We start from the raw sequence: 26,180 nt of genomic DNA, 5'->3' as shown, positions 1-26,180 counted from the left end.
AGATCCTGAACAGGCCCTGAGATGACCGATTACAAAGCCACTCTGAACCTTCCCGAAACCGACTTCCCGATGAAAGCCGGCCTGCCGCAGCGCGAGCCGCAGACCCTGAAGCTCTGGAACGACATTGGCCTGTACCAGAAGCTGCGGAAGATTGGCGAAGGTCGCCCGAAATTCATCCTGCACGATGGCCCGCCCTACGCCAACGGCAGCATCCACATCGGTCACGCGGTCAACAAGATCCTCAAGGACATCATCGTCCGCTCCAAGACCCTGGCCGGCTACGACGCTCCCTACGTGCCGGGCTGGGACTGCCATGGCCTGCCGATCGAGCACAAGGTCGAAACCACCCACGGCAAGAACCTGCCGGCGGACAAGACCCGCGAGCTGTGCCGCGAGTACGCTGCCGAGCAGATCGAAGGGCAGAAGGCCGACTTCATCCGACTGGGTGTGCTGGGCGACTGGGACAATCCCTACAAGACCATGAATTTCTCCAACGAGGCCGGCGAAATTCGCGCCCTCGCCGAGATGGTCAAGCAGGGCTTCGTGTTCAAGGGCCTGAAGCCGGTGAACTGGTGCTTTGACTGCGGTTCGGCCCTGGCCGAGGCGGAAGTCGAGTACGCCGACAAGAAGTCCGACGCCATCGACGTCGCCTTCCCCATCGAAGATGCCGACAAGCTGGCCGCCGCCTTTGGCCTGGCCAACCTGCCCAAGCCGGCCGCCATCGTCATCTGGACCACCACCCCCTGGACCATCCCGGCCAACCAGGCGCTGAACGTCCACCCCGAATTCACCTATGCGCTGGTCGACACCGGCGAGCGCCTGCTGGTGCTGGCCGAGGAGCTGGTCGAGTCCTGCCTGCAACGCTACGGCCTGGAAGGCAAGGTCATCGCCACGGCACAAGGTGAAGCGCTGGACCTGATCCGCTTCCGCCATCCGTTCTACGAGCGCCTCTCGCCGGTCTACCTGGCCGAGTACGTCGAGCTGGGCGCCGGCACCGGCGTGGTTCACTCCGCCCCGGCCTACGGCGAGGACGACTTCCGTACCTGCAAGCAGTACGGCATGGTCAACGATGACATCCTCAGCCCCGTGCAGAGCAATGGCGTCTACGTGGCCGACCTGCCGTTCTTCGGCGGCCAGTTCATCTGGAAGGCCAACCCGGCCATCGTCGCCAAGCTCGATGAAGTCGGCGCGCTGCTCAAGCACGCCAGCATCAGCCACAGCTACATGCACTGCTGGCGCCACAAGACCCCGCTGATCTACCGCGCAACCGCGCAGTGGTTCGTCGGCATGGACAAGCAGCCGCAGACGGGCGCCACCCTGCGTGAGCGCGCGCTGGAGGCCATCACCCAGACCGAGTTCGTGCCCAACTGGGGCCAGGCGCGCCTGCACGGCATGATCGCCGGCCGTCCGGACTGGTGCATCTCGCGTCAGCGCAATTGGGGCGTGCCGATTCCGTTCTTCCTGCACAAGGCCACCGGCGAGCTGCACCCGCGCACCGTCGAGCTGATGGAAGAAGTCGCCCTGCGCGTCGAGAAGGAAGGCATCGAGGCCTGGTTCAAGCTCGACGCCGCCGAACTGCTGGGCGATGAAGCCGCGCAGTACGACAAGATCAACGACACCCTGGACGTCTGGTTCGACTCCGGCACCACCCACTGGCACGTGCTGCGTGGTTCCCACGCTGAACTGGGCCATGCCAGCGGTCCGGCTGCCGACCTCTACCTGGAAGGCTCCGACCAGCACCGCGGCTGGTTCCATTCCTCGCTGCTGACCGGCTGCGCCATCGACGGCCACGCGCCGTATCGCCAACTGCTGACCCACGGTTTCACCGTGGACGAGTCCGGCCGAAAGATGTCCAAGTCGCTGGGCAACACCGTGGTGCCGCAGACCGTGATCGACAGCATGGGCGCCGACATCCTGCGCCTGTGGGTCGCGTCCACCGACTACTCCGGTGAGATCGCCGTTTCCCAGCAGATCCTCCAGCGCAGCGCCGATGCCTACCGTCGTATCCGCAATACCACGCGCTTCCTGCTGTCCAACCTGTCCGGCTTCGACCCGGCCAAGGACTTGCTGCCCAACGACCAACTGCTGGCCCTGGACCGCTGGGCCATCGACCGCGCCCTGCAACTGCAGCGCGAGCTGGAAGAGGCCTACCGCGACTACCGCTTCTGGAACGTCTACTCCAAGGTGCACAACTTCTGCGTGCAGGAGCTGGGCGGCTTCTACCTGGACATCATCAAGGACCGCCAGTACACCACCCAGGCCAACAGCGTCGCCCGCCGTTCCTGCCAGACCGCGCTGTTCCACATCGCCGAGGCCCTGGTGCGCTGGATCGCCCCGATCATGGCGTTCACCGCCGAAGAGATCTGGAGCTTCATGCCGGGCGAGCGCGCCGAGTCGGTGATGTTGACCACCTGGTACGACGGCCTGACCGAGCTGCCGGCAGACGCCGAGCTCGACCGCGCCTACTGGGACGAAGTCATGGCTGCCAAGGCCGCCGTGAACAAGGAGCTGGAAAACCTGCGCAGCGCCAAGACCATCGGCGGCAACCTGCAGGCCGAGATCACTCTCTACGCCGAAGACTCCCTGGCCAAGCGCCTGGAGAAGCTGGGCAACGAACTGCGTTTCGTGCTCATCACCTCCGCCGCCACCGTCGCGCCGCTGTCCGCAGCGCCCGCCGATGCGGTTGAGAGTGAACTGCCGGGCCTGAAGCTGCAGGTCGTGAAGTCGTCCCACGCCAAGTGCGGCCGTTGCTGGCACTTCCGCGCCGACGTCGGCAGCAATGCCGCGCACCCGGAACTGTGTGGCCGCTGCGTCGAGAACATCGAAGGTGCGGGCGAGGTGCGTCACTATGCCTAACGCCGATCGTTTCGGCCGTTTGCCCTGGCTGTGGATCACCGTGGTCGTGTTCGTCCTGGATCAGGTCACCAAGGCCTTCTTCCAGGCTGAGCTGAGCATGTACCAGCAGATCGTGGTTATCCCCGATCTGTTCAGCTGGACCCTGGCCTACAACACCGGCGCGGCGTTCAGCTTCCTCGCCGACAGCTCCGGCTGGCAGCGCTGGCTGTTCGCCCTGATCGCCATCGTGGTCAGCATCGTGCTGGTAGTCTGGCTCAAGCGCCTCAAGCGCGGCGAGACCTGGCTGGCCATCGCCCTGGCCCTGGTGCTGGGCGGTGCGTTGGGCAACCTGTACGACCGCATGGTCCTGGGGCACGTGGTGGACTTCATCCTCGTGCACTGGCAGGACCAGTGGCGCTTCCCGGCTTTCAACCTGGCCGACAGCGCTATTACCGTCGGTGCCATCATGCTGGCGCTGGACATGTTCAAATCGAAGAATTCCGGAGAGACCGCCAATGGTTGATGTCCGTATTGGTGGTGATTCCCAAGTCACCCTGCATTTCGCCCTGAAACTGGAAGACGGCAACGTCGTCGACAGCACCTTCGACAAGCAGCCGGCCACCTTCAAGGTCGGCGACGGCAACCTGCTGCCGGGCTTCGAGCAGGCGCTGTTCGGCCTCAAGGCCGGCGACAAGCGCACCCTGACCATCGAGCCGGAGAATGGCTTCGGCCAGCCGAACCCGGCCAACGTGCAGGTCATGCCGCGCGACCAGTTCCAGGACATGGAGCTGGCCGAGGGCCTGCTGGTGATCTTCAACGACGCCGCCAAGACCGAGCTGCCGGGCGTCGTGAAAGAGTTCGATGAGCAGCACGTCACCATCGACTTCAATCATCCGCTGGCCGGTAAGACCCTGTCGTTCGAAGTCGATATCATCGACGTTCAACCAGCCTGACTGGCTGCGCGGCTCGCCACTGGCGGGCCGTTGCACTTGAGGCGAAGTATTCCTACCGGCCCCTCGTGGGCCGGCTTGCGTAGCACCCGAGGCCACCATGCAAATCAAACTCGCCAATCCCCGCGGCTTCTGCGCCGGCGTCGACCGGGCGATCGAGATCGTCAACCGCGCCCTCGACGTATTCGGCCCGCCGATCTACGTGCGCCATGAAGTGGTACACAACAAGTTCGTGGTGGAGAACCTGCGCAACCGTGGCGCCGTGTTCGTCGAAGAACTCGACCAGGTGCCGGACGACACCATCGTCATCTTCAGCGCCCACGGCGTTTCCCAGGCGGTGCGCAATGAAGCCGAAAACCGCGGCCTGAAGGTCTTCGACGCGACCTGCCCGCTGGTGACCAAGGTGCATATGGAAGTCGTGCGCTACAGCCGCGACGGCCATGAATGCATCCTGATCGGCCACGAGGGTCACCCGGAAGTGGAAGGCACCATGGGCCAGTACGACGCCTCCAACGGCGGCGCCATCTACCTGGTGGAGGACGAGGACGACGTAACCGCGCTGGAAGTGCGCAATCCTGAAGCGCTGCACTTCGTCACCCAGACCACCCTGTCGATGGACGACACCTCCAAGGTGATCGACGCCCTGCGCGAAAAATTCCCGCACATCCAGGGCCCGCGCAAGAACGACATCTGCTACGCCACCCAGAACCGCCAGGACGCGGTGAAAGAACTGGCCGACCAGTGCGACCTGGTGCTGGTGGTCGGCAGCCCGAACAGCTCCAACTCCAATCGCCTGCGCGAGCTGGCCGAGCGCATGGGCACCCCCGGCTACCTGATCGACGGCGCCGAAGATATGCAGAAAGAGTGGTTCGATGGCGTGCAGCGCATCGGTATCACTGCTGGCGCTTCGGCTCCGGAGGTGCTGGTGCGTGGTGTAATTCAGCAACTGCGCGACTGGGGGGCTGAGCCTGAGGTGGAACTGGATGGGCGCGAGGAGAATATTACTTTCTCGATGCCCAAGGAACTTCGGGTGAAGGCGATCTGATTTCGCGTTGATGCATGTGCTGAAAAAAAGGGCCGACAATGTCGGCCCTTTTTGCTTTACCAGCAGTCTGACAGCGCTGCGCTGCCGCTTTTCGTCTTGATGCCGGTGCTGTCCAGGGTGAGCGTGCCGCACTGGCTATCATTGGCTTGCGCCCCGGTCGGGGTCGCGGTCAGGTTCACGCAGCTTGCAATGGTCTTTCCATTGCAGGCTGCCGCCGTGACGTTGTACTTGCGGGACTCGCTCGCGACGGCGCCATTGGCGTCAGCCGTATATCCCAATCCTCCACTCGCTGTGCCCAGCGTTGCGGTGTAGGTCTGGTTCTGCGAGAAGAAGCGCTCCTGGGCCTGGAGCATTTCCATCAGCTTGGCTTTCCCGTCGGCTCGTCCTGAGCGCAGCACATACTGCTCATAGCTGGGGTAGGCGATGGCGGCAATGATGCCGATGATCGCGACGACAATCATCGCTTCAATCAGCGTAAATCCCTTTTGACGCATCAATTCTCTCTCCAGTAGGTACCGCTTACGGCGTTGTTCGTCTTGCACAGGCCGGAGCTGGTGAAGGTGCATTTCAGGTCGCCGCCGTTACCGTCTCCCGAGGGTTTTTCCGAGCCTACCAATATGGTCGTCTTGTCGTCGCCGAGAATGACGGCAGGGGTCGGCGGAATGCCGCCGCGGATCAGATCGAACGAGCGGCTGGGTGTTTCGGAACCGCTGACCGTCTTGGTGTAGACGGCGGAAGCGTCCACCAGGCTCATGGCGTACATGCGGCCGCGCCCCACATCCGGGCCACAGGTAGTGACGGTCTGGCCATTGGGGCTGAAGGTGGTGAACAGCACCGCTCCCTGGTAGCTGATCGAAGTAGCCAATACTTTTTCGCCCTGTGGGAAGCGCACGAACCAACCACTACTGGCATTCAGCAGATCCGAGTTGACGGTGTAGCTATCGCCGGGTGTCAGTTGCTGGTACAGCGCGTTGATTTCGCCACGCAGTACAGGAATGCGTGCCAGTGCGGTACTGCGCGCCTTGTTGCGCAGGTAGTCATAGGCCTCGAAAGCGCTCAGTGGCGGAGTGCTGTCCTGGGCTCTCGCGTCCTGCAGTTCGGCGGAGGTCAGCAGGTTGCTGGAGGAGTCATACGGCGTATTGGATAGAGCCTGGAGCTCAGCCTGCAAGGTGGAAGCCTGGCTGACCAGACCGACCCTTTGCGTTTCCAGATCGGTGGCCAGTTGCAGTAAGCCATTCTGGCTGCTGGCCTTGGCCTGAAGGTCCGAGGCCGTCTTGGCCACTGGCAATTCATTGAGAGTGGTGACGTCCACGCTGCTCGGTACGTCCGTCAGGCCCAGTTGCGCGGCGATGGCTTGAACGGCGGAGTTCGCCGCAGCGACGTCTTTGGCGCCGATAGCTTGATTGAGGCTGTTGATTGCAGCGCTCAGATCGACCCCGTTGAGTGAGTTCCGCTGGGTATAAGCGGTAGACGCCTGATATGCAGTACGGGACTGGTCCAGGTCGGTCTGCAGGGCGGTGATAGTCGCATCGGAGGCGCCACTTGCCTTGGCATCGAGGACGGCTTGCTCCTTGGCAGTAATGGAGGTTGCGGAGTTCTCCAGCGTCTTCTGTACGATCATGACGCCAGCCATCTGCTGTCCCAGAGCTTGAGCCGAGCCGGTGTCAAAGGCAAACAGCTGTTTCAGGGACGTCTGCAGTGTCAGCAACTGATTCTGCAACGTGCTTTGCTGCGACGTCTCAGGCGCGTGCTCGTCCAGGAACGGGTTCTCCTTGTAGATCGCATCGATCTGCGCCTGGCGTTGGGTTGCGTCGCTGTTGGCCTGGGTAAACTGGTTGTATTTCTGGGTGTAGCCGATGCTGCTCTTGTAGCTGTCGAAATTGGTATCCGCGCTGCTGGTCGCCTGATTCAGCTGTGCGATCTGCCCGAGTTTCGTGTCGATGTTCTGCTTGATCTCCTGAGCCTGCTGGCTGGTGAGGTTGACGCTGGTTACATCGACCAGGCTTGACTCCGTCAGCGTGGTGTAGCTGGACGGTCCGGAATACACGTTGTTGTCGCGAAGCACGTAGAACCGATCGACAGTATCTTCGTTGAGAGGGTGTTCGCGGTATCCGCTGCCCAGAGCGATGGTGAAGTAGGTCTTGCCACCACGTTCGCGAATAAGGGACACGTCAGGCGCATTGTAGAAGCGGCGGTTCTCCGCTGCCGTGGCGCCGCCCAGCGCGGCGATTCGGCCGCCGGTGGCGAAGTTACTCGCGCCGGCGTTGCCGGAGTTGAGGTCGATACGGAAGACCTGGCCGCGTGTATCCGCCATGAAGATGCTATCGATCAGCCCATCGCCGGTGATGTCCACCAGCGTCGGGTCAGCCGGGATGCTGTTGGTCAGAGTGGCAATCTTCAGGTTGGCGGAAGTTTCGGACGTCACGCCCGCATGCCAGAGCAGCGCGCCGGTATCTGCATCCACCATGTAGAGTGCGTTGCCGACGGTGTCGTTGGTGGGCGTGTTAGGCGACTCGGTATCCTGGTTGGTGTCGTAGCCCCCCGTGAAGAACAGTACGTTCCTGTTGCTGCCGTTGAATTTCACTTTCGCCTGCTTGGGCGTCGACCAGGTCTGCCCCAGTTTCTCGAAACCGGTGCTGGTTCCGCCCTTGATCACCCATTTCAGTTTGGGGGTGATGCTGACCGGGCCGCTGGTGCTGGAGGGGGATACGTCAAGGGCGTAGTAGTTGCGTCCGCCGCGGCGCATGCCGGCATAGAGCGTTGCCTGGGTAACAGTGCGAGCCTGGTTGGAGCTAAGCGCGCCATAGGTCACGCTCATCTCCATCTGCCCGTCCATTCCGTAGCGCTTGTTGGCTGTCCCCTTCGGATCGTTCAGGTAGAAGTTGAGGTTGGGCAGCAGTTCCTTGGGTATGAAGGAGAAAATCTCGGTACCGGTGGCGGGATCGACGGCGTTGATGAAACCTTCGTTGGTACCGTAGAACAGCACCAGACGCTCGGTCGACGTAGCCGTCGGCGGTGTGGTCTGGGAGTTGACCACTCGCTGCAGGTTTTCGTCCGTCACATAGGCCACCAGACGCGGCTCGTTGTGCAGGATATCGGCGATGGCAAGGCGGGCCGAGCCGTCGCTGGGGTTGATGCCGACGCCCCAGTTGATGGTGTCGAGGCGCGACTGGTCGCTGGCGCCGGCTGCCAGGCCGAGCAGGGGTTTGGTAATCCCGGTGTTGCTGGTGGACAGTGCGCTCAGCGCCACGGAGCCGGTGAGGCCGGGAGCGCGCTCGTCGCCCACATAGGTGTAGATGTTTCGGCTGCTCGGGTTGGTCAGTCGACCCGCCGCGCCGCCCAGCTTCACATCCTTGCCATCGGTGACGGTGCTCCAGTAGCTCTGTGAAGTCCCGCTGAAGAAGCCCGTCGAGAGATCTACGGCGTTCCGTCCAGCGCTATCCATCACGATGGAGTTGCCGGTGCTGTCTTTGCCCAGCTTGTACTTCTTGATGTTGCCGAACCAGCGAGCCCCCGCGGCGGGGCGGAACAGAGCGTAGTAGAGGTCATTGCGATAGCCGAGGTTGTTATACGCACTGACGGAAACGCTGGGGGTGGCGAAAGTGGTGTTCTCGGCCAGGATATCCACGGCGATCGAGCGCAGCGCTTCAGCCAGTTCCGACGTATTGCTAGTGGTGAAGAAGCGCCCGCCGCCCAGGCTCGCGGTGTCCTCCAGCAGGCGCGTGTCACTGATGTTGCCGAAGCCGATAGTATAGGTGTTGACCGTCTGCTTGCCGGTCTGGCTCGAACTCACGTCCTGGTTCGCCATGTACTCGGCGAGGCCGGGCATCCAGCAGCCGGAAGTCGAACCGTTATCGTCGGTCGGGTAGTTTCGATTGCACGATTTGTAAGTCTGATTGACCGACGAGACGAGACTCTGGACGGTGCTGTTGGACCCGACGTCGTTGCTGGGCAGGCCATCGGTCAGGACGATGATGTTGCTCTTCTGGCAGGAATACTGGATCGGCGACTTGTACTTGCTGCCCGTCAAGGACCCGCTGTCGCTCTTCCAGGGGCTGACCAGTTTGGAGTCGAGTTTGTTCTCTATATAGCCCTTGGAATTGAGACCCCAGCTCGGAGTGCCCCCCGACATGTACAGATAGGTCTCGTAGTAAGACTCCAGCAGGGGCGTCCCCCCGTCGGCGAAGTAGGTGCTCAGCGCAGTCTTGAAGGCCGCGGATACGTCGCCAGCGCGCTGCATGGGGATGTTGACGAAGCCACCGTTACTCGAGGAGTCGAAACGCGCCAGGCCGATGTTCACGTCATTGCTGGCGGCCAGCTCGTCCACCAGCGAATTGACTACTTCCTTGACCACCTGAATACGGGTCTTGGTGCCTTTGGTCCTGTTCGTGTTGGTGCACCAGTTCTCCGGCACGGTGTTGGTGCCGTTGTAGTTCAGCGTCTTGCAGTTGGTGCCCGGTACCGAACTGAGCATGGAGCCGGAGGTGTCGATAAGGAACATCAGGTTCGGGCGGATACGCTGGTCCGCCGGAAGGTCGCGGGTGACATAGATCTCGGTATCATCGGCCATTGCGGTTTGCAGGCCACCCGAGACATAGGCGAAGGCAGAGAGCCCGAGAAGAAGATTGCGCTTGAGTTTCATCACGGGGACTCCGGTTTACGCAGGAAAACCTTGGACGCACGGGTGGGGTCGGCTATCGGAAACATGATCATGCCGCTCCAGTCGATTTTTCCTCCCAGCTCGCTGAACTCCACCGGAGCGCCGCCGAGCACGAAGACCGTGTCGTGGTTATAAGTGAAGCGGCGGCTGGGGCACTCGGCGCAAGGCAGGGCGAGAATTACACCAGCCGCCCCGTTGGGGCCGGAGCTCGCGTTGATGATCATCTGGGTATCTTCGATGTACCCGGTTTTTTCTTCGTCTTCTGAATGGGCCGCGACGCTAAAGGCGTTGGCGCAAATCGCAAGAGCGAACAGGAGGATGCGTCTCATACGAGGGCCTATTTCGAATTGATGAAGTAGATGCCTTGGATCTGGTTGGACGATGCGCCGTTGTCCAAACGGGAGACCGAGTTGATCTCATAGGTAGAGCATTCGAACTTGCCGGCGCTGGCGCCTTCGCAGATTCCCTTGTTCATGAAGCGAATGGTGTTGGTAGCGATATTCGCGTTGCTCAGGACGGCGTCCACAGCCAAGGCGCGGCGGCGATCAGGAAAATTGGTAATGGGATCCGCGCCCTGGTTGGCTGCATCCAGCAAGGGCTTGCGCCCGAGCAGATTGGCGTTGTATGCCGCCATCTGCGAACGGATTTCGCTCTGGGCGTTCTGGTAGGTCAATCCCCTGAACTGTGCGTTGCCGGCCATGCGCTCTTCCATGTTGGTCAGGCGCGCGGCAGTGATGCCGGCAATGGTGAGTACGGCCAGGAAGACCAGGGCGACAATGAGGCCGGCGCCTTGTTGGTTTCGAAGTGAAAGGGCGTTCCGCATGCGAGCCTCAGTAAGTGTTCTTAAGACCGATGGTGGTGCTGAAAATCTGGCGTGCGAGCCCGTCGTTCGGCGTCAGCGCAGCGGCGTCCAGCAGGTAGAAGCCACGTTGTGGTGGCCGCGGCGACACCGTCGTCTGCGAATTGGCCAGCACCGCGACACGAACTGCCCGCACATCCGCCCACTTCGAAACTCTGTTGGCCGACACGTAGCGGGTGACGCCCTCTGCATTGCCGTCGGTGCTGACACCGTAGAGCACCTGCATGGCATCGATGCCTGGCACCAGTGCCTGGTTCTGGCTGAGCCAGGATGTCTCACCAAGGAAGTACGAGCTGCACGTCAGGTTGCCATCGCTGACTCGGAAGACGTTCACCACAACCTTGCCTGCGTTGGCGGTCGTGATCTCCGTTCCTGCGCAGTCGCGTCGCTTGTTGCTGTCGGAGCTGTCCGGCGGAACCTGGAACGCCACGGCAATGCTATCGGAGGCATTGCCAGCACCATTGCTGCTGCAGGGAGAGTCATCCGGGCCTGCACAGTTTGGACCTTGGATGGCCATGGGCTTGGCAGCAATCGAGCCCGGCTCCAGGTAGCCTCCCAGGCGCACGCTGCTGGAAATGAAGGTCAAGGCAAAGCGCCCGCTTTCCTGCATGCGCGAGGTTGCATCGTTAGCGCTGTAGGTTTGTCGGACGGACAGGAAGACCTGGATGACGCCCAGCATGAGAACCAGGCTGAGGGTCATCGCGATCATCAACTCGACCAGGGTCAGACCTGCCTGGCGGCGGTTACGGGAAATCATCGGCGGACCCCCAGGGTGGCGCTCAGTACCGACTCCGAGCTCTGTTGCTTGGCTTCGTCACCCTTGCTGGTCCATCGACTTGTAACGGTCAGCAGATGGTTGTTGGCACTGACTGTCATGGATGAGCCTTGCGCTGGCGCCGTGAGAAAATCCGTGCTGGTGTATCGCCCCGCTGCGGCCGTTGCATTCGCTGCGTAGGTGGCGCTGGCTGCATAGGAGCATTGGGCTTCCCAACGATCGAAGGCCGCCATCTGGTCGCTGGTGCAGGTGGTCGCATTGACCTTGGCGCCGGACACGGGGTTGTAATGGTCGGCGCACCAGTTCGTGGGCAAGGTCGAGCAGTTTGGCGCCGTCGTATAGCCACTTTCCCCACCAACGCTATTGGCTCTCATACGCTCGGCAAGCTCCTGCATCACCCAGGTTGCTTGTGAGCGTTGGTTGCTGTCGGCGATACCCTTCAGCGCATTCAGTTGAAGGGCTGCGACTCCAAGGAGTCCGACGGTGAACACCAGCAGAGTGACCAGCACCTCGATCAAGGTGATGCCTCGTTGGGGAGTACGCATCATGGTTGTTCCCCTCAGCACGAAGTGGCACGCGCCACGGTACGCACGGTGGCGCGTCCCACGGCATTGATGTCGATGCAGCGCCCCTCCGTCACGGACGATGAGGATGGCGCGTTTATCTTGAATGGCCGGGCGCTGAGACCGCTCAGCAGACTACCGTCGCGGCGGAAGGTCAGCTTGTTGGCGCTGAGCTGGTAGTCACTGGATACCTCGACACCACTCATGGCGTCGTAGTGCTGGATCGCGGCAGCATCCTGGCAGTTGGCGATGGTCGCAGGGCCAAAGCACCAGCCACTGACCCAGCCATTGGAGCCACTGGCCGCCGGAATCACGACCATATTGGTGTTTTGCTTGGCGGCCTCGGCTCGGGCAGTCGCCAACGTGCTGGCCAAGTCGGAAGCCTGGCTGGCTATTCGTTGTCGAGTCACGAAGTCGCCCATGGATGGAGCAGCGATGGAGATCAGGATTGCCAGCACGGCAAGTGTAACCATCAACTCCACCAGGGTGAACCCGGTCATTTCCTTGGAGCGCAACATCAGCGCAGTCCTCTCGTTTTATCGAGGGCAATGCTGCCTAGTCGTGTGGGAAATGTCTGTTTTCTATGGATGACCGTTCGTATTAGGGGGACGTTCGGTCATGCCTTCCGGGGTTCTGTGAACCCTGTCGCGCAAGCTGTGCGAAGTCGGTCAGCGAGGGCAGAAGTCTTCGGTATTGCCAGCTTCGGTGCGAATCCGCCCGGCCTTGTTGAACACGACGCGAAAACTCGTGCGACCCGCGCCGCAGAGCGTCAGCGTGCCTGAGAGGAAGGCGCCGTTGGGTTGGATGGCATTGCCGCGTGGGGTGAAGTGGATGTACCGGCGCGAGAGGCTGTCGGTGCGGATGCTGATGTCACCCATAGGGCCGTGGGCTGCGAGCGATGGTTGTTGTGGGGCGCGGACGCCGCGATTGTCGGTGTCGACGAAAACCTCCCAGCCGGAGGCCCAGTCTGCGTTGGCCGCCGCAATGCTGATCGGCTGCCCGCTATGCGCGGCTGACTCTCGGGCGAAGTCCAGGGCGTTGCGCAGCTCCTGGGTTGCGGTGCTCGTTCGCTGGTTGCGCAGCATTTCGCTGAAGGACGGAGCTGCGAGGGACAATGCGATGGCGAGCAGCGCAAGGGTAAGCAGCAGTTCGACAAGAGTGAAGCCCCGTTCCCTGGCCATGGTTCGCTTCCGAGCAGTTGAGGTACGGAAAGTATTGGCGGCGGTGGGGAGGGCGCTTGTCGTCGAGTTGGATGGATGATGTAGGAGCGGTCCGATGCCGCACCGACTTCTGTCGTGCTCCGTCAGTGGCGCACGCCCGGTATAGTGTGCGACCGGCGATGGGCCGTTGATTTTCCTGTGATGTGGGGCGTGGTATGCCGGACATGATCGTGGTGGGCGGAGGGGTGGTTGGCATGCTGACTGCCTGGACGCTGGGGCAGGCAGGCGCCGAGGTGGTGCTGCTGGAGCGTGGCGAGACCGGGCGTGAAGCGTCCTGGGCCGGTGGCGGCATCGTCTCGCCGCTCTATCCGTGGCGCTACAGTGCGGCGGTCGCCAACCTGGCCCACTGGTCGCAGGACTTCTATCCGCAACTGGGTGATCGCCTGCTCGCCGATACCGGGCTTGATCCGGAAGTACATGTCACCGGTCTCTACTGGCTCGATCTGGATGATCAGGCCGAGGCAATGGCTTGGGCCAAGGCTCATGGCCGCCCGCTTTCGGAAGTGGAGATTGGCGCCGTGCATGAGGCCGTTCCGGTGTTGGGGCAGGGCTTCGAACGCGCGGTGTACATGTCCGGCGTGGCCAACGTGCGCAACCCGCGGCTGGCAAAGTCGCTGCGCGAGGCGCTGGTGCGGCTGCCGAATGTCAGCGTGCGGGAGCAGGTTGAGGTAACCGGCTTCTTGCGCGATGGAGAGTCCGTGACGGGCGTGTGCACAAACGAAGGCGATATCACCGCTGATTCGGTGGTGTTGGCGGCCGGTGCCTGGAGTGGTCAACTGCTGGCGAAGCTGGGGCTGGAGTTGCCGGTGGAGCCGGTGAAGGGGCAGATGATCCTGTACCGTTGCGCTGCGGATTTTCTCTCCAGCATGGTGCTGGCGAAAGGTCGTTACGCGATTCCTCGCCGCGATGGGCACATCCTGATAGGCAGCACGCTGGAGCATGCGGGCTTCGACAAGACGCCGTCGGACGAAGCTCTGAACAGCCTGCGCGCCTCGGCGCAGGAGCTGATTCCCGCGCTGGCGGAGATGGAGCCGGTGAACCATTGGGCGGGGCTGCGTCCGGGCTCGCCGCAGGGGATTCCATTCATCGGCGAGGTGCCCGGCCATCGCGGTCTGTGGCTGAACACCGGGCATTACCGCAATGGACTGGTTCTGGCGCCGGCGTCCTGCCAGTTGCTGGCGGACCTGATGCAGAAGCGTCAGCCAATCATTGAGGCGGCGCCCTACGCGCCGGCTGGGCGTCTGGTCGCAACGCCCATCGTCTGAGTACGTCCGGGGATCAGTCGATCCCCAGTTTCTTCAGGCGGTAGCGCATGGAGCGGAAGGTCAGGCCCAGGCGCTGTGCTGCTGCGGTGCGGTTCCAGCGCGTTTCTTCCAGTGCTTGCATGATCAGTTTGCGCTCGATGTCCTCGAGGTAGTCCTCGAGGTTGTCGATCTGCGCAAGGCTGGCTTCGCCGCCATTGTCCGGGGCGCTGCTCTCGGCGAGGCGCAGGTCGTGGGGCTGAATGACATCGTCCTCGCACAGCGTGTAGGCGCGCTCCAGCATGTTCTCCAGCTCCCGCACGTTGCCTGGGAAGCGGTAGCTCTTGAGCTTTTCCAGGGCATCGGCGCTGACCGAGGCGGCCACCAGCCCGCTGTCGCCGGCCAGGCGCTTGAGCACGCGGTCGGTCAGCAGCGGAATGTCCTCGCGGCGCTCGCGCAACGGCGGCACTCGCAACTCGATGACGTTCAGACGGTAATAGAGGTCCTGGCGGAAGCGGCCGGCGGCTACTTCGGCGGCCAGGTCCTTGTGGGTCGCGCAGAGGATGCGCACGTCCACTGCGACTTCCTGCTGGCCACCCACAGCGCGCACGGCCTTTTCCTGGATGACGCGCAGCAGCTTGACCTGCATCGGCAGCGGCAGGTCGGCGACCTCGTCGAGGAATAGGGTGCCGCCGTTGGCTGCCTGGAAGAGGCCGAGCTTGTCTTCCACAGCGCCGGTGAAGCTGCCTTTCTTATGGCCGAAGAATTCGCTTTCCATGAGCTCGGAAGGGATGGCGCCGCAGTTGACCGGCACGAAGGTCTGGACCTCACGCGGGCCCTGTTCGTGGATCAGCCGGGCGACCAGCTCCTTGCCGCTGCCGGACTCGCCGCTGATGTACACCGGCGCCTGGCTGCGGGCGAGCTTGGCCACCTGGTTGCGCAGGGTGCGCATGGGGGGCGAGTCGCCGAGCAGGCGGTTGTCCACCGGCGCTTCCTCGGCGTCCGGTGAGCGCAGGCGCAGCGCGGAGTTCACCAGTTCGCGCAAGCGGGCGAGGTCCACCGGCTTGGTCAGGAAGTCGAAGGCGCCGGCCTTGAGTGCCTGCACTGCGGTGTCCAGGCTGCCGAAGGCGGTGATCATCGCCACCGGCATCTGCGGATGGCGTTGCTGGATGTACTGCACCAGGTCCAGGCCAGTGCCATCGGGCAGGCGCATGTCGGTGAGACAGAAATCGAAGGGCTCGCGAGCCAGGAAGTCGCGGGCTTCCTTGACGTTGCGGGCGCTGCGGGTATCCAGCTTCATGCGGCCGAGGGTGATCTCCAGCAGCTCGCGGATGTCGGGTTCGTCGTCGACGATCAGGGCTTTTTGACGGCTCATGGTGTTTTGCGTCTTCTTAGCTTTGTTTGCGCGGGTGGGCGAAGGTGATGCGGAAGCAGCTGCCGCCTTCGTCACGCGTCTTGTAATCCAGCCGAGCCTGATTGCTTTCGCACAGCTCGCGGGAGATGTACAGGCCAAGGCCTGTGCCCTTGCTTTCCGTGGTGAAGAACGGCTCGAACAGCTTGCTGCGCTGTTCGGCTGCGATGCCGGGGCCGTCATCAAGCACTTCCAGCACGGGCAGGTCGGTTTCGCTGTCGCGGAACAGCCGCAGCCAGACCTGACCGGTGCCGTTCTTCTGAGTGCTGTACCGTAACCCATTCTGCACGAGGTTGGTCAGTACCTGCGTCAACTGGTGCGGGTCCATGCGCGTCTGTACCGTGCCCTGTCCAGTCTCCACATGGATCTGCTGGCCTTCCCGGAGCCCTTCGCGCATCTCGCCTGCATAGCGATGCAGCCAGTACTTCAGGTCGAGTAGCTGCGGCTCGGCCTGACGGCGGCGGGACAACTGCAGGACGTTTTCGATGACTAGGTTCATTCGCCGTGACTGGTCCTGGATGATCTGCGCCAGGCGCCGGTCGGGTTTGTCCAGCTCCTCCGACTCCAGCAGCAGTTGCGCGGCGTGGCTGATCGCGCCCAGCGGGTTGCGGATCTCGTGGGCGATCCCGGCGGTCAGGCGGCCGAGGGCGACGAGCTTGAGCTGCTGTGCCTGCTGGGCAATCTGCGAAATGTCCTCGAGGAACATCAGGATGTGTTGTTCGTTGCCTCGCCGCAGCGGGATGAAGCTCGGCTGCACGGTCGGGCCGGACTCCACGGGTTGCAGGCTCGGTGGGCGCAGGGCGGGATTCTGCTGCCACTGCTGCAGGCTGGAAACCAGCTGCGGGCTGTACTCGGCCAGCGAATGGCCGGGCAGGTCGTGGCCGCCCAGCAGGGTGGTGGCGCTCTGGTTGGCCAGCAGCACACGGTGACGGTCGCCCAGCACCAGGATGCCGGTACGCATGCGTTGCAGGATCAGCGCATTGAGCTCTTCGAGATTGGCTACCGTGGTGGCGCGCTGCTCGGCAATGCTCTCGACGATCTGCTGGCGCCGGGCCAGGGCCTGGATCAGCAGTGCCGAGGCGAAGCTCAGGGCGCCCAGGCCGCCAGCCTGCACATAGTGGTTGATGGCGGTGGGCTGGCTGAGGCTCAGGTAGAAGGTCAGGTAGATCAGGCCGATGGCGGCGATGGCGGCGATCAGCAGGCCGATGCGCCCGCGCAGCAGAATGTTGGCGATGGCCACGGCGACCACCATCAGGTTGCCGATGCCGCTGGGAATGCCGCCAGCGGTATAGAACAGCGCGCAGAGCAGGAGTATGTCCAGCGCGGCAAGAATAAACAGCGGTAAGAGCTGGCGCGGCGTCGGCATCAGCACCGCGATCAGAATATTGAGGACGAGGTAGACCCAGCAGCCGACGTGGAACAGTTCGGGGTGGGCGAGCTTGAGCAGTTCATCGTCCAGGCTGCTGGAGATCAGCAGCACCAGAACCAGGCCGATCGTCAGGCGATACAGGTGGTACAGGCGCAGGACCCGCAGGCCCTGGCCCGTGAGGGAGATGCCCTCAGCGACCACGGTCAGTGCGGTCCTGTTCGAGGTGCGCTCGGCTGCAATACCACTGGCTCTCGTCCTGCAGGGCGTGGCTCTGCGGCACGTGCACGCCACACTGGGCGCAGCGGACCATCGGCGCGGCCTGATCGTCGCCCTTGGGCTTGTCGATGGGACGTGCCGGGCGAGTGGCTTTGCGCCACAGCCACCAGCCGAAGGCGAAAAGCGCGATCCAGAACAGCAGACGGGTCATGGCAATCCCTTGTGCAGAAAGTCGGCAGTTTATCCAAGCCGGGCGGTGCCGCACAGTGAGCCTGTGCGAGCGCGGCAAAAAGCGCACGTGAATTTGCAGGATGAAAAAAGGGAGGCCGAAGCCTCCCTTTTTCGTCGAACCTGCCGGTATCAGTCGAAGATGCCGAAGGTCATGTAGCTGAACCAGGAGCGATCGTTGCTGCCGGCGTTGCCTTCGGCTTCGTGCTGTTCTTCTTCCACGTCGCTCTGGTTTTCGGGCTTGAGTTCGGCGGGAATCTGCTGCTCGGCGTCTTCGTACTGCTTGATCACGTCCTTGGATGCCTGGGTTTCCATATGCGGCGGGGCATCATTGGTCTCGATCAGGCCCAGAGTGGCCTTGGCCAGCCAGGAGCGGTTGTCGGCTTCGTCCTCACGCGGGACGAATTGGCCATCCTTCAGGCTGGGGTTATCCGGGTAGTTCGCCTTCAGGGTTTCCAGGCTGGAATCGGCCAGGTCGTTCAGGCCCAGGCGCTGGTAGGCCTCGACCATGATCGCCAGGCCATCGCCGACGGCCGGGGTTTCCTGGAAGTTCTCGACCACGTAGCGACCACGGTTGGCGGCGGCGACATAGGCCTGGCGCTTGAGGTAGTAGTGGCCGACGTGCACTTCGTAGGCCGCCAGCAGGTTGCGCAGATAGATCATGCGCGCCTTGGCGTCCGGGGCGTAGCGGCTGTTGGGGTAGCGGCTGACCAGTTGGGCGAACTCGTTGAAGGAGTCGCGGGCGGCGCCCGGGTCACGCTTGGTCATGTCCAGCGGCAGGAAGCGCGCCAGCAGGCCACGGTCCTGGTCGAAGGAGGCCAGGCCCTTGAGATAGTAGGCGTAGTCGACGTTCGGGTGCTGCGGGTGCAGGCGGATGAAGCGCTCGGCGGAGGCGCGGGCGGCCTCGGGCTCCATGTTCTTGTAGTTGGCGTAGATCAGTTCCAACTGGGCCTGCTCGGCATAGCGGCCGAACGGATAGCGGGACTCCAGCGCCTTCAGCTTGGAAACGGCGTTGGTGTAGCTCTTGTTGTTGAGGTCTTCCTGTGCCTGCTGGTACAGCTGGCTTTCGCTCAGGTTCTCATCCACCTTCTCGCCCTTGGAGGAGCAGGCGGTAACGAAGGCGAGGGTGGCGATCAGCAGCAGGTGTTTCACTTGCATGGCGGCTTGCGTCCCTGGACGGTCGGCTGTCGCGGCCGCAACCGTCTGTTATGATTGGCGCCCCAGGGATACCCCTGGGACAAAGGCCCCGTATTTAACCACAGCGTGCAGCCGAACCAAAAGGCCGCGCGCCCTTCGTGTCCCGTCATGTCCAATATGATCCAACTCGCGGCAGAAGTGCCGTTCGACCTCGGTGGTCAGCGTCTCGACCAGGTCGCCGCCCAGCTCTTCTCCGACCACTCCCGCTCCCGCCTGGCTGGCTGGATCAAGGACGGCCGTCTCAAGGTCGACGGCGCCGTGCTGCGTCCGCGCGACATCGTCCATGCCGGCTCGCGCCTGGAACTGGACGTCGAGCTGGAGGCCCAGGGTGAATGGGTCGCCCAGGACATCGAACTGGATATCGTCTATGAAGACGATCACATCCTGGTCATCGACAAGCCGACCGGCCTGGTGGTTCATCCCGCCGCCGGCCACCAGGACGGCACCCTGCTCAACGCACTGTTGCACCACGTACCGCACCTGGCCAACGTGCCGCGCGCCGGCATCGTGCACCGCCTGGACAAGGACACCACCGGCCTGATGGTGGTGGCCAAGACCCTGGAGGCCCATACCAATCTGGTCGCCCAGTTGCAGGCGCGCTCGGTCAGCCGCATCTACGAGGCGATCGTCACCGGTGTCATCGTGGCCGGTGGCACCGTCGACGCGCCCATCGGTCGCCATGGTGTACAGCGGCAGAAGATGGCGGTGATCGAGACTGGCAAGGTCGCCATCAGCCATTACCGCGTACTGGAGCGTTTCCGCGCGCACACCCACACCCGGGTGAAGCTGGAAACCGGGCGTACCCACCAGATCCGCGTCCATATGACGCACATCGGCCACCCGCTGGTGGGCGACCCCACCTACGGCGGGCGTTTCCGCATTCCGCCGGGTGCCAGCCCGACCCTTGTCGAGTCTCTGCGTGATTTCCCGCGCCAGGCCCTGCATGCGCGGTTCCTGGAGTTGGATCACCCGGCCACCGGCGTGCGCATGAAGTGGGAGTCCCCGCTGCCGGATGATTTCACCTGGCTGCTGAGTCTGCTGCGTCAGGACAACGAGTCCTTCGTATGACCGCCTGGCTGACGCCTGACTGGCCGGCTCCGGCAAATGTTCGCGCCTGCGTGACCACCCGCGCCGGCGGCGTCAGCGTCGAGCCTTTTGACAGGTTCAACCTCGGTGACCACGTCGGTGACGAGCCGGCCGCTGTGGCCGAGAACCGCCGCCGCCTGACGGCCGAATTGGGCTGCCAGCCAGCCTGGCTGAGCCAGGTGCATGGTATTGACGTGGTCGAGGCTGCCCCGTCCGCCGTCGCCACTGCCGATGCCAGTTGGAGCGCCGCGCCCGGCATAGCCTGCACCATCATGACCGCCGATTGCCTGCCGGCACTGTTCTGCGACCGCGCCGGCACACGGGTTGGCGCCGCCCACGCCGGCTGGCGCGGGCTAGCGGGTGGCGTGCTGGAAGCGACCGTGGATGCCTTGGGCGTCGCACCGGCAGAGCTGCTGGTCTGGCTCGGCCCGTCCATCGGCCCGCAGGCCTTCGAAGTCGGCCCGGAAGTACGCGAAGCCTTCCTGGCGGACCACGCCGAAGCCGCACGTGCCTTCGTACCCAGCGCCAATGCCGGCAAGTTCATGGCCGACATCTATGAGCTGGCGCGCATCCGTCTCGCGGCAAAAGGTGTGACCGCCGTCTATGGTGGGAATTTCTGCACCTTCACCGACACCGAGCGCTTCTATTCCTACCGCCGCAACCCCCGTACCGGCCGCCTCGCCAGCCTGATCTGGCTGGCCTGAGCCGGGTTTGTAGGAGCGAGCTTGCTCGCGAACCACTTGATGCCGTGGTACCGGGTGAGGTTCGCGAGCAAGCTCGCTCCTACAGGTTTCTCCTGCGCTGAAGCTTTGCAGGCTTGCACCTTATGGCCTTCTGTAGGCACAAACTGACGGGCGTCATGGCCAAATGGCTTGAACCGACCAAAATCGTCCTTATCTATCTGGCATCCCGGCGGGCTTTGTCGTGACCAGGGGCACTCATCGCTCCGGCCCGCTATAGAAAGGAAGGACGACCCTCATGCGAATCGACCGTTTGACCAGCAAGCTCCAGCTTGCACTCTCCGATGCCCAGTCCCTGGCCGTTGGACATGACCACCCGGCCATCGAGCCGGTGCACCTGCTATCCGCGCTGATCGATCAGCAGGGCGGCTCCATCAAGCCCCTGCTGATGCAGGTCGGCTTCGATATTCCCGCGCTGCGTTCCTCTCTTAATAAGGAGATGGACACGCTGCCGAAGATCCAGAACCCCACCGGCGACGTGAACCTGTCGCAGGATCTGGCGCGCCTGCTCAACCAGGCGGACCGTCTGGCCCAGCAGAAGGGCGATCAGTTCATCTCCAGCGAGCTCGTTTTGCTCGCCGCCATGGATGACAGCACCAAGCTGGGCAAATTGCTGACCGGCCAGGGCGTGTCCAAGAAGGCCCTGGAAAACGCCGTGGCAAACCTGCGCGGCGGTGAAGCGGTGAACGACCCCAATGCCGAGGAGTCTCGTCAGGCACTGGACAAATACACCGTCGACATGACCAAGCGCGCCGAGGACGGCAAGCTCGACCCGGTGATCGGCCGTGATGACGAAATCCGCCGGACCATCCAGGTCCTGCAGCGCCGCACCAAGAACAACCCCGTGCTGATCGGCGAGCCCGGCGTCGGCAAGACTGCCATCGTCGAAGGTCTGGCCCAGCGCATCGTCAACGGCGAAGTGCCCGACGGCCTGAAGGACAAGCGCCTGCTGGCGCTGGACATGGGCGCGCTGATCGCTGGCGCCAAGTTCCGCGGCGAGTTCGAAGAGCGCCTGAAAGCCGTGCTCAACGAGCTGTCCAAGCAGGAAGGCCGGATCATCCTGTTCATCGACGAACTCCACACCATGGTCGGTGCCGGCAAGGCCGAGGGCGCCATGGACGCCGGCAACATGCTCAAGCCGGCCCTGGCCCGAGGCGAACTGCACTGCGTGGGTGCCACCACGCTGGATGAATACCGCCAGTACATCGAGAAGGACGCCGCTCTGGAGCGCCGCTTCCAGAAAGTCCTGGTGGATGAGCCGAGCGAGGAAGACACCATCGCGATCCTGCGTGGCCTGAAAGAGCGCTATGAAGTGCACCACGGTGTCACCATCACCGACGGCGCGATCATTGCCGCGGCCAAGCTCAGCCACCGCTATATCACTGACCGCCAGCTGCCGGACAAGGCCATCGACCTGATCGACGAGGCCGCCAGCCGCATCCGCATGGAGATCGACTCCAAGCCGGAGGAACTCGACCGCCTGGATCGCCGCCTGATCCAGCTGAAAATCGAGCGCGAAGCGCTGAAGAAGGAAGACGACGAGGCCACCAAGAAGCGCCTTGCCAAGCTGGAAGAAGACATCGCCAAGCTCGAGCGCGAGTACGCCGACCTCGAGGAAATCTGGAAATCGGAGAAAGCCGAGGTCCAGGGTTCCGCGCAGATCCAGCAGAAGATCGAGCAGGCCAAGCAGGAAATGGAAACCGCGCGGCGCAAGGGTGACCTGGAAACCATGGCACGCATCCAGTACCAGACCATTCCAGACCTGGAGCGCAGCCTGCAGATGGTCGACCAGCACGGCCAGACCGAGAAGCAACTGCTGCGCAACAAGGTGACCGACGAGGAAATCGCCGAAGTCGTCGCCAAATGGACGGGTATTCCGGTGTCCAAGATGCTCGAAGGCGAGCGCGAGAAGCTGCTGCGCATGGAAGATGAGCTGCACAAGCGCGTCATCGGCCAGCATGAGGCCGTGGTGGCCGTTTCCAACGCTGTGCGTCGTTCCCGTGCCGGCCTCGCGGACCCGAATCGCCCCAGCGGCTCGTTCCTCTTCCTCGGCCCGACCGGCGTGGGCAAAACCGAGCTGTGCAAGGCCCTGGCCGAGTTCCTCTTCGATACCGAGGAGGCGCTGGTGCGCATCGACATGTCCGAGTTCATGGAGAAACACTCTGTGGCTCGCCTGATCGGCGCGCCTCCGGGCTACGTCGGCTATGAAGAAGGCGGCTACCTGACCGAAGCCGTGCGCCGCAAGCCTTACTCCGTGGTGCTGCTGGACGAGGTCGAGAAGGCCCATCCGGACGTTTTCAACGTGCTGCTGCAGGTGCTGGAAGACGGTCGCCTGACCGACAGCCATGGTCGTACCGTGGACTTCCGCAACACCGTGGTGGTGATGACCTCGAACCTGGGGTCGGCGCAGATCCAGGAACTGGTGGGCGACCGCGAAGCCCAGCACGCTGCCGTCATGGATGCGGTGAATGCGCACTTCCGCCCGGAATTCATCAACCGGATCGATGAGGTGGTGGTCTTCGAGCCGCTGGCCCGCGAGCAGATCGCCGGCATCGCCCAGATTCAGATGGGCCGCCTGCGCAAACGCCTGGCTGAGCGAGAGCTGAGCCTGGACCTGAGTGATGAGGCGATGGACAAGCTGATCGCCGTCGGCTTCGACCCTGTGTATGGCGCGCGGCCGCTCAAGCGCGCAATCCAGCGCTGGATCGAGAACCCGCTGGCGCAGATGATCCTGGCCGGCAAGTTCAACCCTGGCGCGAAAATCCATGCCAAGGTCGAGAACGACGAGATCGTCTTCGCCTGATCCGCGCTCCACGAAAAAGCCCGCCAATTGGCGGGCTTTTCCTTGGGCTCTTCGTAGGAGCGAGCTTGCTCGCGAACAGCCTCCGAAGTGGGGCTCGGTTCGCCGGCAGACTCGCTCCTGCAAATGCTCAGCTGGACTGGTCGCCACCTCTCAGCATGACCAGCAATTGCTCGATCAGCTCGGCCTGATCCTCGGCGATATCGATGATGTGGAAGCCAGCCCAGCCCAGTTGGCCATCGGCGCCGGCGCGGCTCCACAGGCAGTCTGCACCCAGGTGGACCTCGCCGATCTCGTCCAGCGGCGGCGCCGGTACGAGCCGGCAGTCCCAGACGGAATCGGCTTCGGGCACTTCCACGCCGCAGAGCATGAAGCCCTCGGCGGACAGGTCGGCGAGGCGGCCAAGGCTGCGCCCGGAGTGGCGGTCGAAGACTTCCACGGTCAGCCCGGTCTGTTGCCGGCTATGCTGGCGACGTTCTCCCATCGACTGCTCCTTCAGGTCTGTGCCGGGCTGCGCCCGGAAGTAAAGCGTTGCAGGACCCGGTAAATCGCATTCAAGGCGCGATCCATCAGCGGGGCAGATTGTTCTGTCGGCACCAGGCGGACCTTGCCCGCTTCCATCTCCTGGGCCAACTGCACTATCGGTTTGACCGCCACCCGCTGTCCGGTGTGGTCGACGAACATGTAGTTGCGCGTGGTCGGGCTGAACCACGAAAGCTTGAGGCGGCGGGCCGGCGTGGTATCGCTGAACTCGAACCAGGTGCCGAACTCCAGGTGGCTCAGCTCTTTCATCAGGGTTCGCGCGCGCTCGGACAGCTCCCCGCCGTTGGGCTTGACCAGGGTGTGCCCCTCGGCACCGAGCATCGCGCCCAGCGGGCTTTCCGGCAGCTCCTGCTTGAGCTGCGCAGCGATCTGCGGCTGTTGCGCCTGGATCGCGCGTTGGCAGGCGACCAGATCCTGCAGCAGCCGGCGGATGCCGTCCTCGTGGTAGCCGCCCAGAACTTCCAGACCTTTGCGCAACTCTTCCAGCAGGGCCAGGCGGATCGCCTGCAGATGATCGCGACCAGCGGCGTCCAGTGGTGTCACGCTCCAGGCCAGTTGCTCACCGACCTCGCAGGCACGCCTCCATTCGTCGCTGTGTTCACCACTGCGCAGCACGATGAAGGTGAGAGCGTCGCACCAGCTCATTTCCAGGAAATTGCGTACCAACTCCGGCAGATCGCGGTTATGGGTCACCTTAGCGATGGCGTCGAGCGCGTGCTCCCGTGCGGCCAGAAGGCGATCGCGGCCGCGGGCAGCCTCCATGGCGCGGCGCTCGCGCAGCTCGACTTTCTGCCGTAGGTTGGCAACGTACTCGTTGAACTCACCCAGGAGGGTATCGAACAGCGCAAGGTCGCCGACGAAATCCTGGATCACTCGCTCGACCACCCAGTGCATCTTCGCCAGCAGCGCGCGCTCCTCGCCTTCGCCGCCGTAGAGCACGCCGGCCTGGGCCATGGCGTTGAGCAGCTTGCGCGCGGGGTGGTGATGCTGGGTGAACAGCTGCTTGTCCAGCAGCGCCACCTTGAGGAAGGGCGTGTGCAGGTGGGAGAGGGTGGTCTTGCAGTTGTCAGGCAGGTTCTCGTCGTCGAGGATGAAGTCGAAGACCATGCCCACCAGATCGATGACGTCGGCCTCCTGTTCGGTCAGCCGAGTATTGGTCGGCTGCGCGCTGCCGGCTTCGAGCTGGCGTTGCAGGTCGGCTTTCAGTGCGTCGACCGGCTGTGGCTGGCGAAGTCGCTGGGCCAGTTCATTGGCGGACTCGCGCTGTAGCCGGTTCAGCGCCTCCAGCAGCTCATTGGCGCTGTAGGTCGTCGTGGCCGAGTTCGGCCCGAAGCTGACAATGCTCTGGGTATTGCCGAACAGCGTGGCCTTGTTCCCGCGCCGGCGGTGCTCGGCGAGCAGCACGGCGAGGCCATCGAACAGGGCGTTACGGTCGCCGGGCGGCATATCCGGCAGATCGCCGGAGCTATAGGCAGGCGCCGACGCTGTCATGCCGTCTGTCGTGGCAGAGTGTGTTTCCACGGCGGCCGGGCGGTGGGCAGGCGGAGCCGCCGAGCGTTGACCCTGTGGGCGGTATTTCAGGTTCGGCAGGATGCCGGCGTCGGCCAGTCGCTTGTTCAGCTGTTCATATAACGGCTGCAGGTGCTGCATGACCTGCTGATCGAACAGCACATAAAGGATGGTCTTGATCCGCAGTGGGAAGACACTGCGCGCCAGGGTGTCGCGGAACGCCTGGGCAATGGCTTGCGGGCCAAAGGGGTTTCGATCCTCCCCAAGCTTGCTGCCGTTGTTGAGCAGCGCCAGGCGTTGATCCAGGGCGAATAGCAGTTGGGCGCAGTGGGCGCGCACCTGGTTGACCATGTTGGTCACCAGCAGCGTCTCTTCATATTCGTCGTTGCCGACCAGGGTCAACTGGTCCATGTCCAGTTCGTCCAGCGGTTCCACGAGGGGCAGTTTGCCTTCGAGGAAGTCGCTCAGGCCCTGGGCAATGCGCTGGTGGTAGAAGCGCTCGAGGTTCGGCCGTTCGCGACGGACTTCGCGCATGGCGTCGAAGAACAGCGCCTGGACCTGGTTGTTCTCGGCTTTCTCGGCGCATTCGAAGAGCGTGTCGTCCACCTGGGCGAAAACATTTCCCAGTAGCTCGGCGAGGTGATTCATCGCCAGCTGACGGCAGCCCTGCACCAGTTCGCCGAAGCGGGGCTGAATGACCCGGCTGGCGATTGGGGAGGGCGGTGGGGTGTCCTTGGTGCTCATGGCCATCCTGTGCGTGATCTTTCCGTTTACACCCGCGGTGGATCACTCGTGTTTTTCCATGCAGATATAGCAACCTGTCCGGCCACCTGCAAAGCAGAGAAAAACTTTTTGGATCAGAGTGTTGACAGGCGTTTCGATATACGTAAAATGGCGCGCCTCTGATACGGGATTCCGGTGAAGCCGGAAGCG

22 protein-coding genes are annotated in these 26,180 nt (G+C 63.2%); 8 read left to right on the top strand and 14 right to left on the bottom strand.

Annotation, left to right across the window (positions count from 1 at the left end):
• Positions 1 to 21 precede the first annotated feature (21 nt).
• The 4 genes from ileS (at position 22) to ispH (ending at position 4,830) form a co-directional block, all read left to right on the top strand.
• Positions 22 to 2,856, top strand: a complete 2,835-nt coding sequence (gene ileS / locus AC2T4A_RS29880) for an isoleucine--tRNA ligase (RefSeq protein ID WP_486742464.1) — start codon at positions 22 to 24, stop codon at positions 2,854 to 2,856.
• Positions 2,849 to 3,358: a signal peptidase II gene (gene lspA / locus AC2T4A_RS29875; protein WP_088421667.1), complete on the top strand. Its 510-nt coding sequence runs from the start codon at positions 2,849 to 2,851 to the stop codon at positions 3,356 to 3,358. The genes ileS and lspA overlap by 8 nt, the downstream gene beginning before the upstream one ends.
• A complete protein-coding gene (gene fkpB / locus AC2T4A_RS29870; protein WP_416745795.1) occupies positions 3,351 to 3,788 on the top strand; it encodes an FKBP-type peptidyl-prolyl cis-trans isomerase in 438 nt (145 codons plus the stop codon). Before lspA ends, fkpB begins: the two co-directional genes overlap by 8 nt.
• Positions 3,789 to 3,885: 97 nt before the next feature.
• On the top strand, positions 3,886 to 4,830 hold the full coding sequence (gene ispH / locus AC2T4A_RS29865) for a 4-hydroxy-3-methylbut-2-enyl diphosphate reductase (RefSeq protein WP_486742463.1): 945 nt from the start codon (positions 3,886 to 3,888) through the stop codon (positions 4,828 to 4,830).
• A gap of 56 nt (positions 4,831 to 4,886) precedes the next feature.
• Here ispH and AC2T4A_RS29860 read toward each other — a convergent pair whose 3' ends face one another.
• From AC2T4A_RS29860 to AC2T4A_RS29825, 8 genes are all read right to left on the bottom strand, one after another.
• Positions 4,887 to 5,324, bottom strand: a complete 438-nt coding sequence (locus AC2T4A_RS29860; RefSeq protein WP_416745791.1) for a type IV pilin protein — start codon at positions 5,322 to 5,324, stop codon at positions 4,887 to 4,889.
• Positions 5,324 to 9,472 (bottom strand): pilus assembly protein, encoded by a 4,149-nt coding sequence (locus AC2T4A_RS29855; protein ID WP_486742461.1) that lies wholly within the window; start codon positions 9,470 to 9,472, stop codon positions 5,324 to 5,326. The genes AC2T4A_RS29860 and AC2T4A_RS29855 overlap by 1 nt, the downstream gene beginning before the upstream one ends.
• Positions 9,472 to 9,819 (bottom strand): hypothetical protein, encoded by a 348-nt coding sequence (locus AC2T4A_RS29850; RefSeq protein WP_416745787.1) that lies wholly within the window; start codon positions 9,817 to 9,819, stop codon positions 9,472 to 9,474. The genes AC2T4A_RS29855 and AC2T4A_RS29850 overlap by 1 nt, the downstream gene beginning before the upstream one ends.
• An 8-nt stretch (positions 9,820 to 9,827) precedes the next feature.
• Positions 9,828 to 10,313 carry a pilus assembly PilX family protein gene (locus tag AC2T4A_RS29845; protein WP_416745785.1) on the bottom strand — a complete coding sequence of 162 codons (486 nt, stop codon included), beginning with the start codon at positions 10,311 to 10,313 and terminating at the stop codon, positions 9,828 to 9,830.
• Positions 10,314 to 10,320: 7 nt separating this feature from the next.
• Positions 10,321 to 11,106 (bottom strand): PilW family protein, encoded by a 786-nt coding sequence (locus AC2T4A_RS29840; protein ID WP_416745783.1) that lies wholly within the window; start codon positions 11,104 to 11,106, stop codon positions 10,321 to 10,323.
• Positions 11,103 to 11,672: a type IV pilus modification protein PilV gene (gene pilV / locus AC2T4A_RS29835; protein ID WP_416745781.1), complete on the bottom strand. Its 570-nt coding sequence runs from the start codon at positions 11,670 to 11,672 to the stop codon at positions 11,103 to 11,105. The genes AC2T4A_RS29840 and pilV overlap by 4 nt, the downstream gene beginning before the upstream one ends.
• 11 nt (positions 11,673 to 11,683) lie before the next feature.
• Positions 11,684 to 12,205 carry a GspH/FimT family pseudopilin gene (locus AC2T4A_RS29830; protein WP_416745779.1) on the bottom strand — a complete coding sequence of 174 codons (522 nt, stop codon included), beginning with the start codon at positions 12,203 to 12,205 and terminating at the stop codon, positions 11,684 to 11,686.
• Positions 12,206 to 12,355: 150 nt separating this feature from the next.
• Positions 12,356 to 12,868 (bottom strand): GspH/FimT family protein, encoded by a 513-nt coding sequence (locus tag AC2T4A_RS29825; protein ID WP_486742460.1) that lies wholly within the window; start codon positions 12,866 to 12,868, stop codon positions 12,356 to 12,358.
• Positions 12,869 to 13,062: 194 nt separating this feature from the next.
• Between AC2T4A_RS29825 and thiO the strand changes: the two genes are divergently transcribed.
• Positions 13,063 to 14,172, top strand: coding sequence for a glycine oxidase ThiO (gene thiO, locus AC2T4A_RS29820; RefSeq protein WP_486742459.1), 1,110 nt, complete (start codon positions 13,063 to 13,065; stop codon positions 14,170 to 14,172).
• A 13-nt stretch (positions 14,173 to 14,185) separates the two neighbouring features.
• Here the strand turns inward: thiO and AC2T4A_RS29815 are convergent, their stop codons facing one another.
• From AC2T4A_RS29815 to AC2T4A_RS29800, 4 genes are all read right to left on the bottom strand, one after another.
• Positions 14,186 to 15,523, bottom strand: coding sequence for a sigma-54-dependent transcriptional regulator (locus tag AC2T4A_RS29815; RefSeq protein WP_416745773.1), 1,338 nt, complete (start codon positions 15,521 to 15,523; stop codon positions 14,186 to 14,188).
• Between the two features lie 16 nt (positions 15,524 to 15,539).
• A complete protein-coding gene (locus AC2T4A_RS29810) occupies positions 15,540 to 17,129 on the bottom strand; it encodes a sensor histidine kinase (RefSeq protein ID WP_416745771.1) in 1,590 nt (529 codons plus the stop codon).
• Complete coding sequence (locus tag AC2T4A_RS29805; protein ID WP_416746438.1) at positions 17,119 to 17,361, bottom strand: PP0621 family protein; 243 nt, start codon at positions 17,359 to 17,361, stop codon at positions 17,119 to 17,121. The genes AC2T4A_RS29810 and AC2T4A_RS29805 overlap by 11 nt, the downstream gene beginning before the upstream one ends.
• Before the next feature lie 143 nt (positions 17,362 to 17,504).
• Positions 17,505 to 18,530 (bottom strand): outer membrane protein assembly factor BamD, encoded by a 1,026-nt coding sequence (locus AC2T4A_RS29800; protein WP_416745769.1) that lies wholly within the window; start codon positions 18,528 to 18,530, stop codon positions 17,505 to 17,507.
• A 147-nt stretch (positions 18,531 to 18,677) separates the two neighbouring features.
• Between AC2T4A_RS29800 and rluD the strand changes: the two genes are divergently transcribed.
• The 3 genes from rluD (at position 18,678) to clpB (ending at position 23,198) form a co-directional block, all read left to right on the top strand.
• Positions 18,678 to 19,637, top strand: a complete 960-nt coding sequence (gene rluD, locus AC2T4A_RS29795) for a 23S rRNA pseudouridine(1911/1915/1917) synthase RluD (protein ID WP_024763099.1) — start codon at positions 18,678 to 18,680, stop codon at positions 19,635 to 19,637.
• Positions 19,634 to 20,359: a peptidoglycan editing factor PgeF gene (gene pgeF / locus AC2T4A_RS29790; RefSeq protein ID WP_486742458.1), complete on the top strand. Its 726-nt coding sequence runs from the start codon at positions 19,634 to 19,636 to the stop codon at positions 20,357 to 20,359. The genes rluD and pgeF overlap by 4 nt, the downstream gene beginning before the upstream one ends.
• A gap of 274 nt (positions 20,360 to 20,633) precedes the next feature.
• Positions 20,634 to 23,198, top strand: coding sequence for an ATP-dependent chaperone ClpB (gene clpB, locus AC2T4A_RS29785; RefSeq protein WP_416745763.1), 2,565 nt, complete (start codon positions 20,634 to 20,636; stop codon positions 23,196 to 23,198).
• A 127-nt stretch (positions 23,199 to 23,325) separates the two neighbouring features.
• Here clpB and AC2T4A_RS29780 read toward each other — a convergent pair whose 3' ends face one another.
• Together AC2T4A_RS29780 and AC2T4A_RS29775 are read right to left on the bottom strand one after the other, a co-directional pair.
• Positions 23,326 to 23,679 carry a PilZ domain-containing protein gene (locus AC2T4A_RS29780; RefSeq protein WP_416745761.1) on the bottom strand — a complete coding sequence of 118 codons (354 nt, stop codon included), beginning with the start codon at positions 23,677 to 23,679 and terminating at the stop codon, positions 23,326 to 23,328.
• Between the two features lie 11 nt (positions 23,680 to 23,690).
• Positions 23,691 to 25,991: a DUF1631 domain-containing protein gene (locus tag AC2T4A_RS29775; RefSeq protein WP_416745759.1), complete on the bottom strand. Its 2,301-nt coding sequence runs from the start codon at positions 25,989 to 25,991 to the stop codon at positions 23,691 to 23,693.
• Positions 25,992 to 26,180 lie beyond the last annotated feature (189 nt).

Source organism: Pseudomonas sp. PVC-3-1, assembly GCF_057444315.1.
Note: the sequence above shows the minus strand (reverse complement) of the source record. Positions and strands in the feature narration are given on the sequence as shown.

Coding starts and splice junctions, on each gene's coding strand:
- ileS (WP_486742464.1), top strand. CDS start 22: ATGACCGATTACAAAGCCACTCTGAACCTTCCCGAAACCGACTTCCCG.
- clpB (WP_416745763.1), top strand. CDS start 20,634: ATGCGAATCGACCGTTTGACCAGCAAGCTCCAGCTTGCACTCTCCGAT.
- AC2T4A_RS29800 (WP_416745769.1), bottom strand. CDS start 18,530: ATGCAAGTGAAACACCTGCTGCTGATCGCCACCCTCGCCTTCGTTACC.
- rluD (WP_024763099.1), top strand. CDS start 18,678: ATGTCCAATATGATCCAACTCGCGGCAGAAGTGCCGTTCGACCTCGGT.
- AC2T4A_RS29815 (WP_416745773.1), bottom strand. CDS start 15,523: ATGAGCCGTCAAAAAGCCCTGATCGTCGACGACGAACCCGACATCCGC.
- AC2T4A_RS29825 (WP_486742460.1), bottom strand. CDS start 12,868: ATGGCCAGGGAACGGGGCTTCACTCTTGTCGAACTGCTGCTTACCCTT.
- AC2T4A_RS29780 (WP_416745761.1), bottom strand. CDS start 23,679: ATGGGAGAACGTCGCCAGCATAGCCGGCAACAGACCGGGCTGACCGTG.
- lspA (WP_088421667.1), top strand. CDS start 2,849: ATGCCTAACGCCGATCGTTTCGGCCGTTTGCCCTGGCTGTGGATCACC.
- thiO (WP_486742459.1), top strand. CDS start 13,063: ATGCCGGACATGATCGTGGTGGGCGGAGGGGTGGTTGGCATGCTGACT.
- AC2T4A_RS29775 (WP_416745759.1), bottom strand. CDS start 25,991: ATGAGCACCAAGGACACCCCACCGCCCTCCCCAATCGCCAGCCGGGTC.
- pilV (WP_416745781.1), bottom strand. CDS start 11,672: ATGATGCGTACTCCCCAACGAGGCATCACCTTGATCGAGGTGCTGGTC.
- AC2T4A_RS29845 (WP_416745785.1), bottom strand. CDS start 10,313: ATGCGGAACGCCCTTTCACTTCGAAACCAACAAGGCGCCGGCCTCATT.
- fkpB (WP_416745795.1), top strand. CDS start 3,351: ATGGTTGATGTCCGTATTGGTGGTGATTCCCAAGTCACCCTGCATTTC.
- AC2T4A_RS29840 (WP_416745783.1), bottom strand. CDS start 11,106: ATGATTTCCCGTAACCGCCGCCAGGCAGGTCTGACCCTGGTCGAGTTG.
- ispH (WP_486742463.1), top strand. CDS start 3,886: ATGCAAATCAAACTCGCCAATCCCCGCGGCTTCTGCGCCGGCGTCGAC.
- AC2T4A_RS29860 (WP_416745791.1), bottom strand. CDS start 5,324: ATGCGTCAAAAGGGATTTACGCTGATTGAAGCGATGATTGTCGTCGCG.
- pgeF (WP_486742458.1), top strand. CDS start 19,634: ATGACCGCCTGGCTGACGCCTGACTGGCCGGCTCCGGCAAATGTTCGC.
- AC2T4A_RS29830 (WP_416745779.1), bottom strand. CDS start 12,205: ATGTTGCGCTCCAAGGAAATGACCGGGTTCACCCTGGTGGAGTTGATG.
- AC2T4A_RS29850 (WP_416745787.1), bottom strand. CDS start 9,819: ATGAGACGCATCCTCCTGTTCGCTCTTGCGATTTGCGCCAACGCCTTT.
- AC2T4A_RS29855 (WP_486742461.1), bottom strand. CDS start 9,472: ATGAAACTCAAGCGCAATCTTCTTCTCGGGCTCTCTGCCTTCGCCTAT.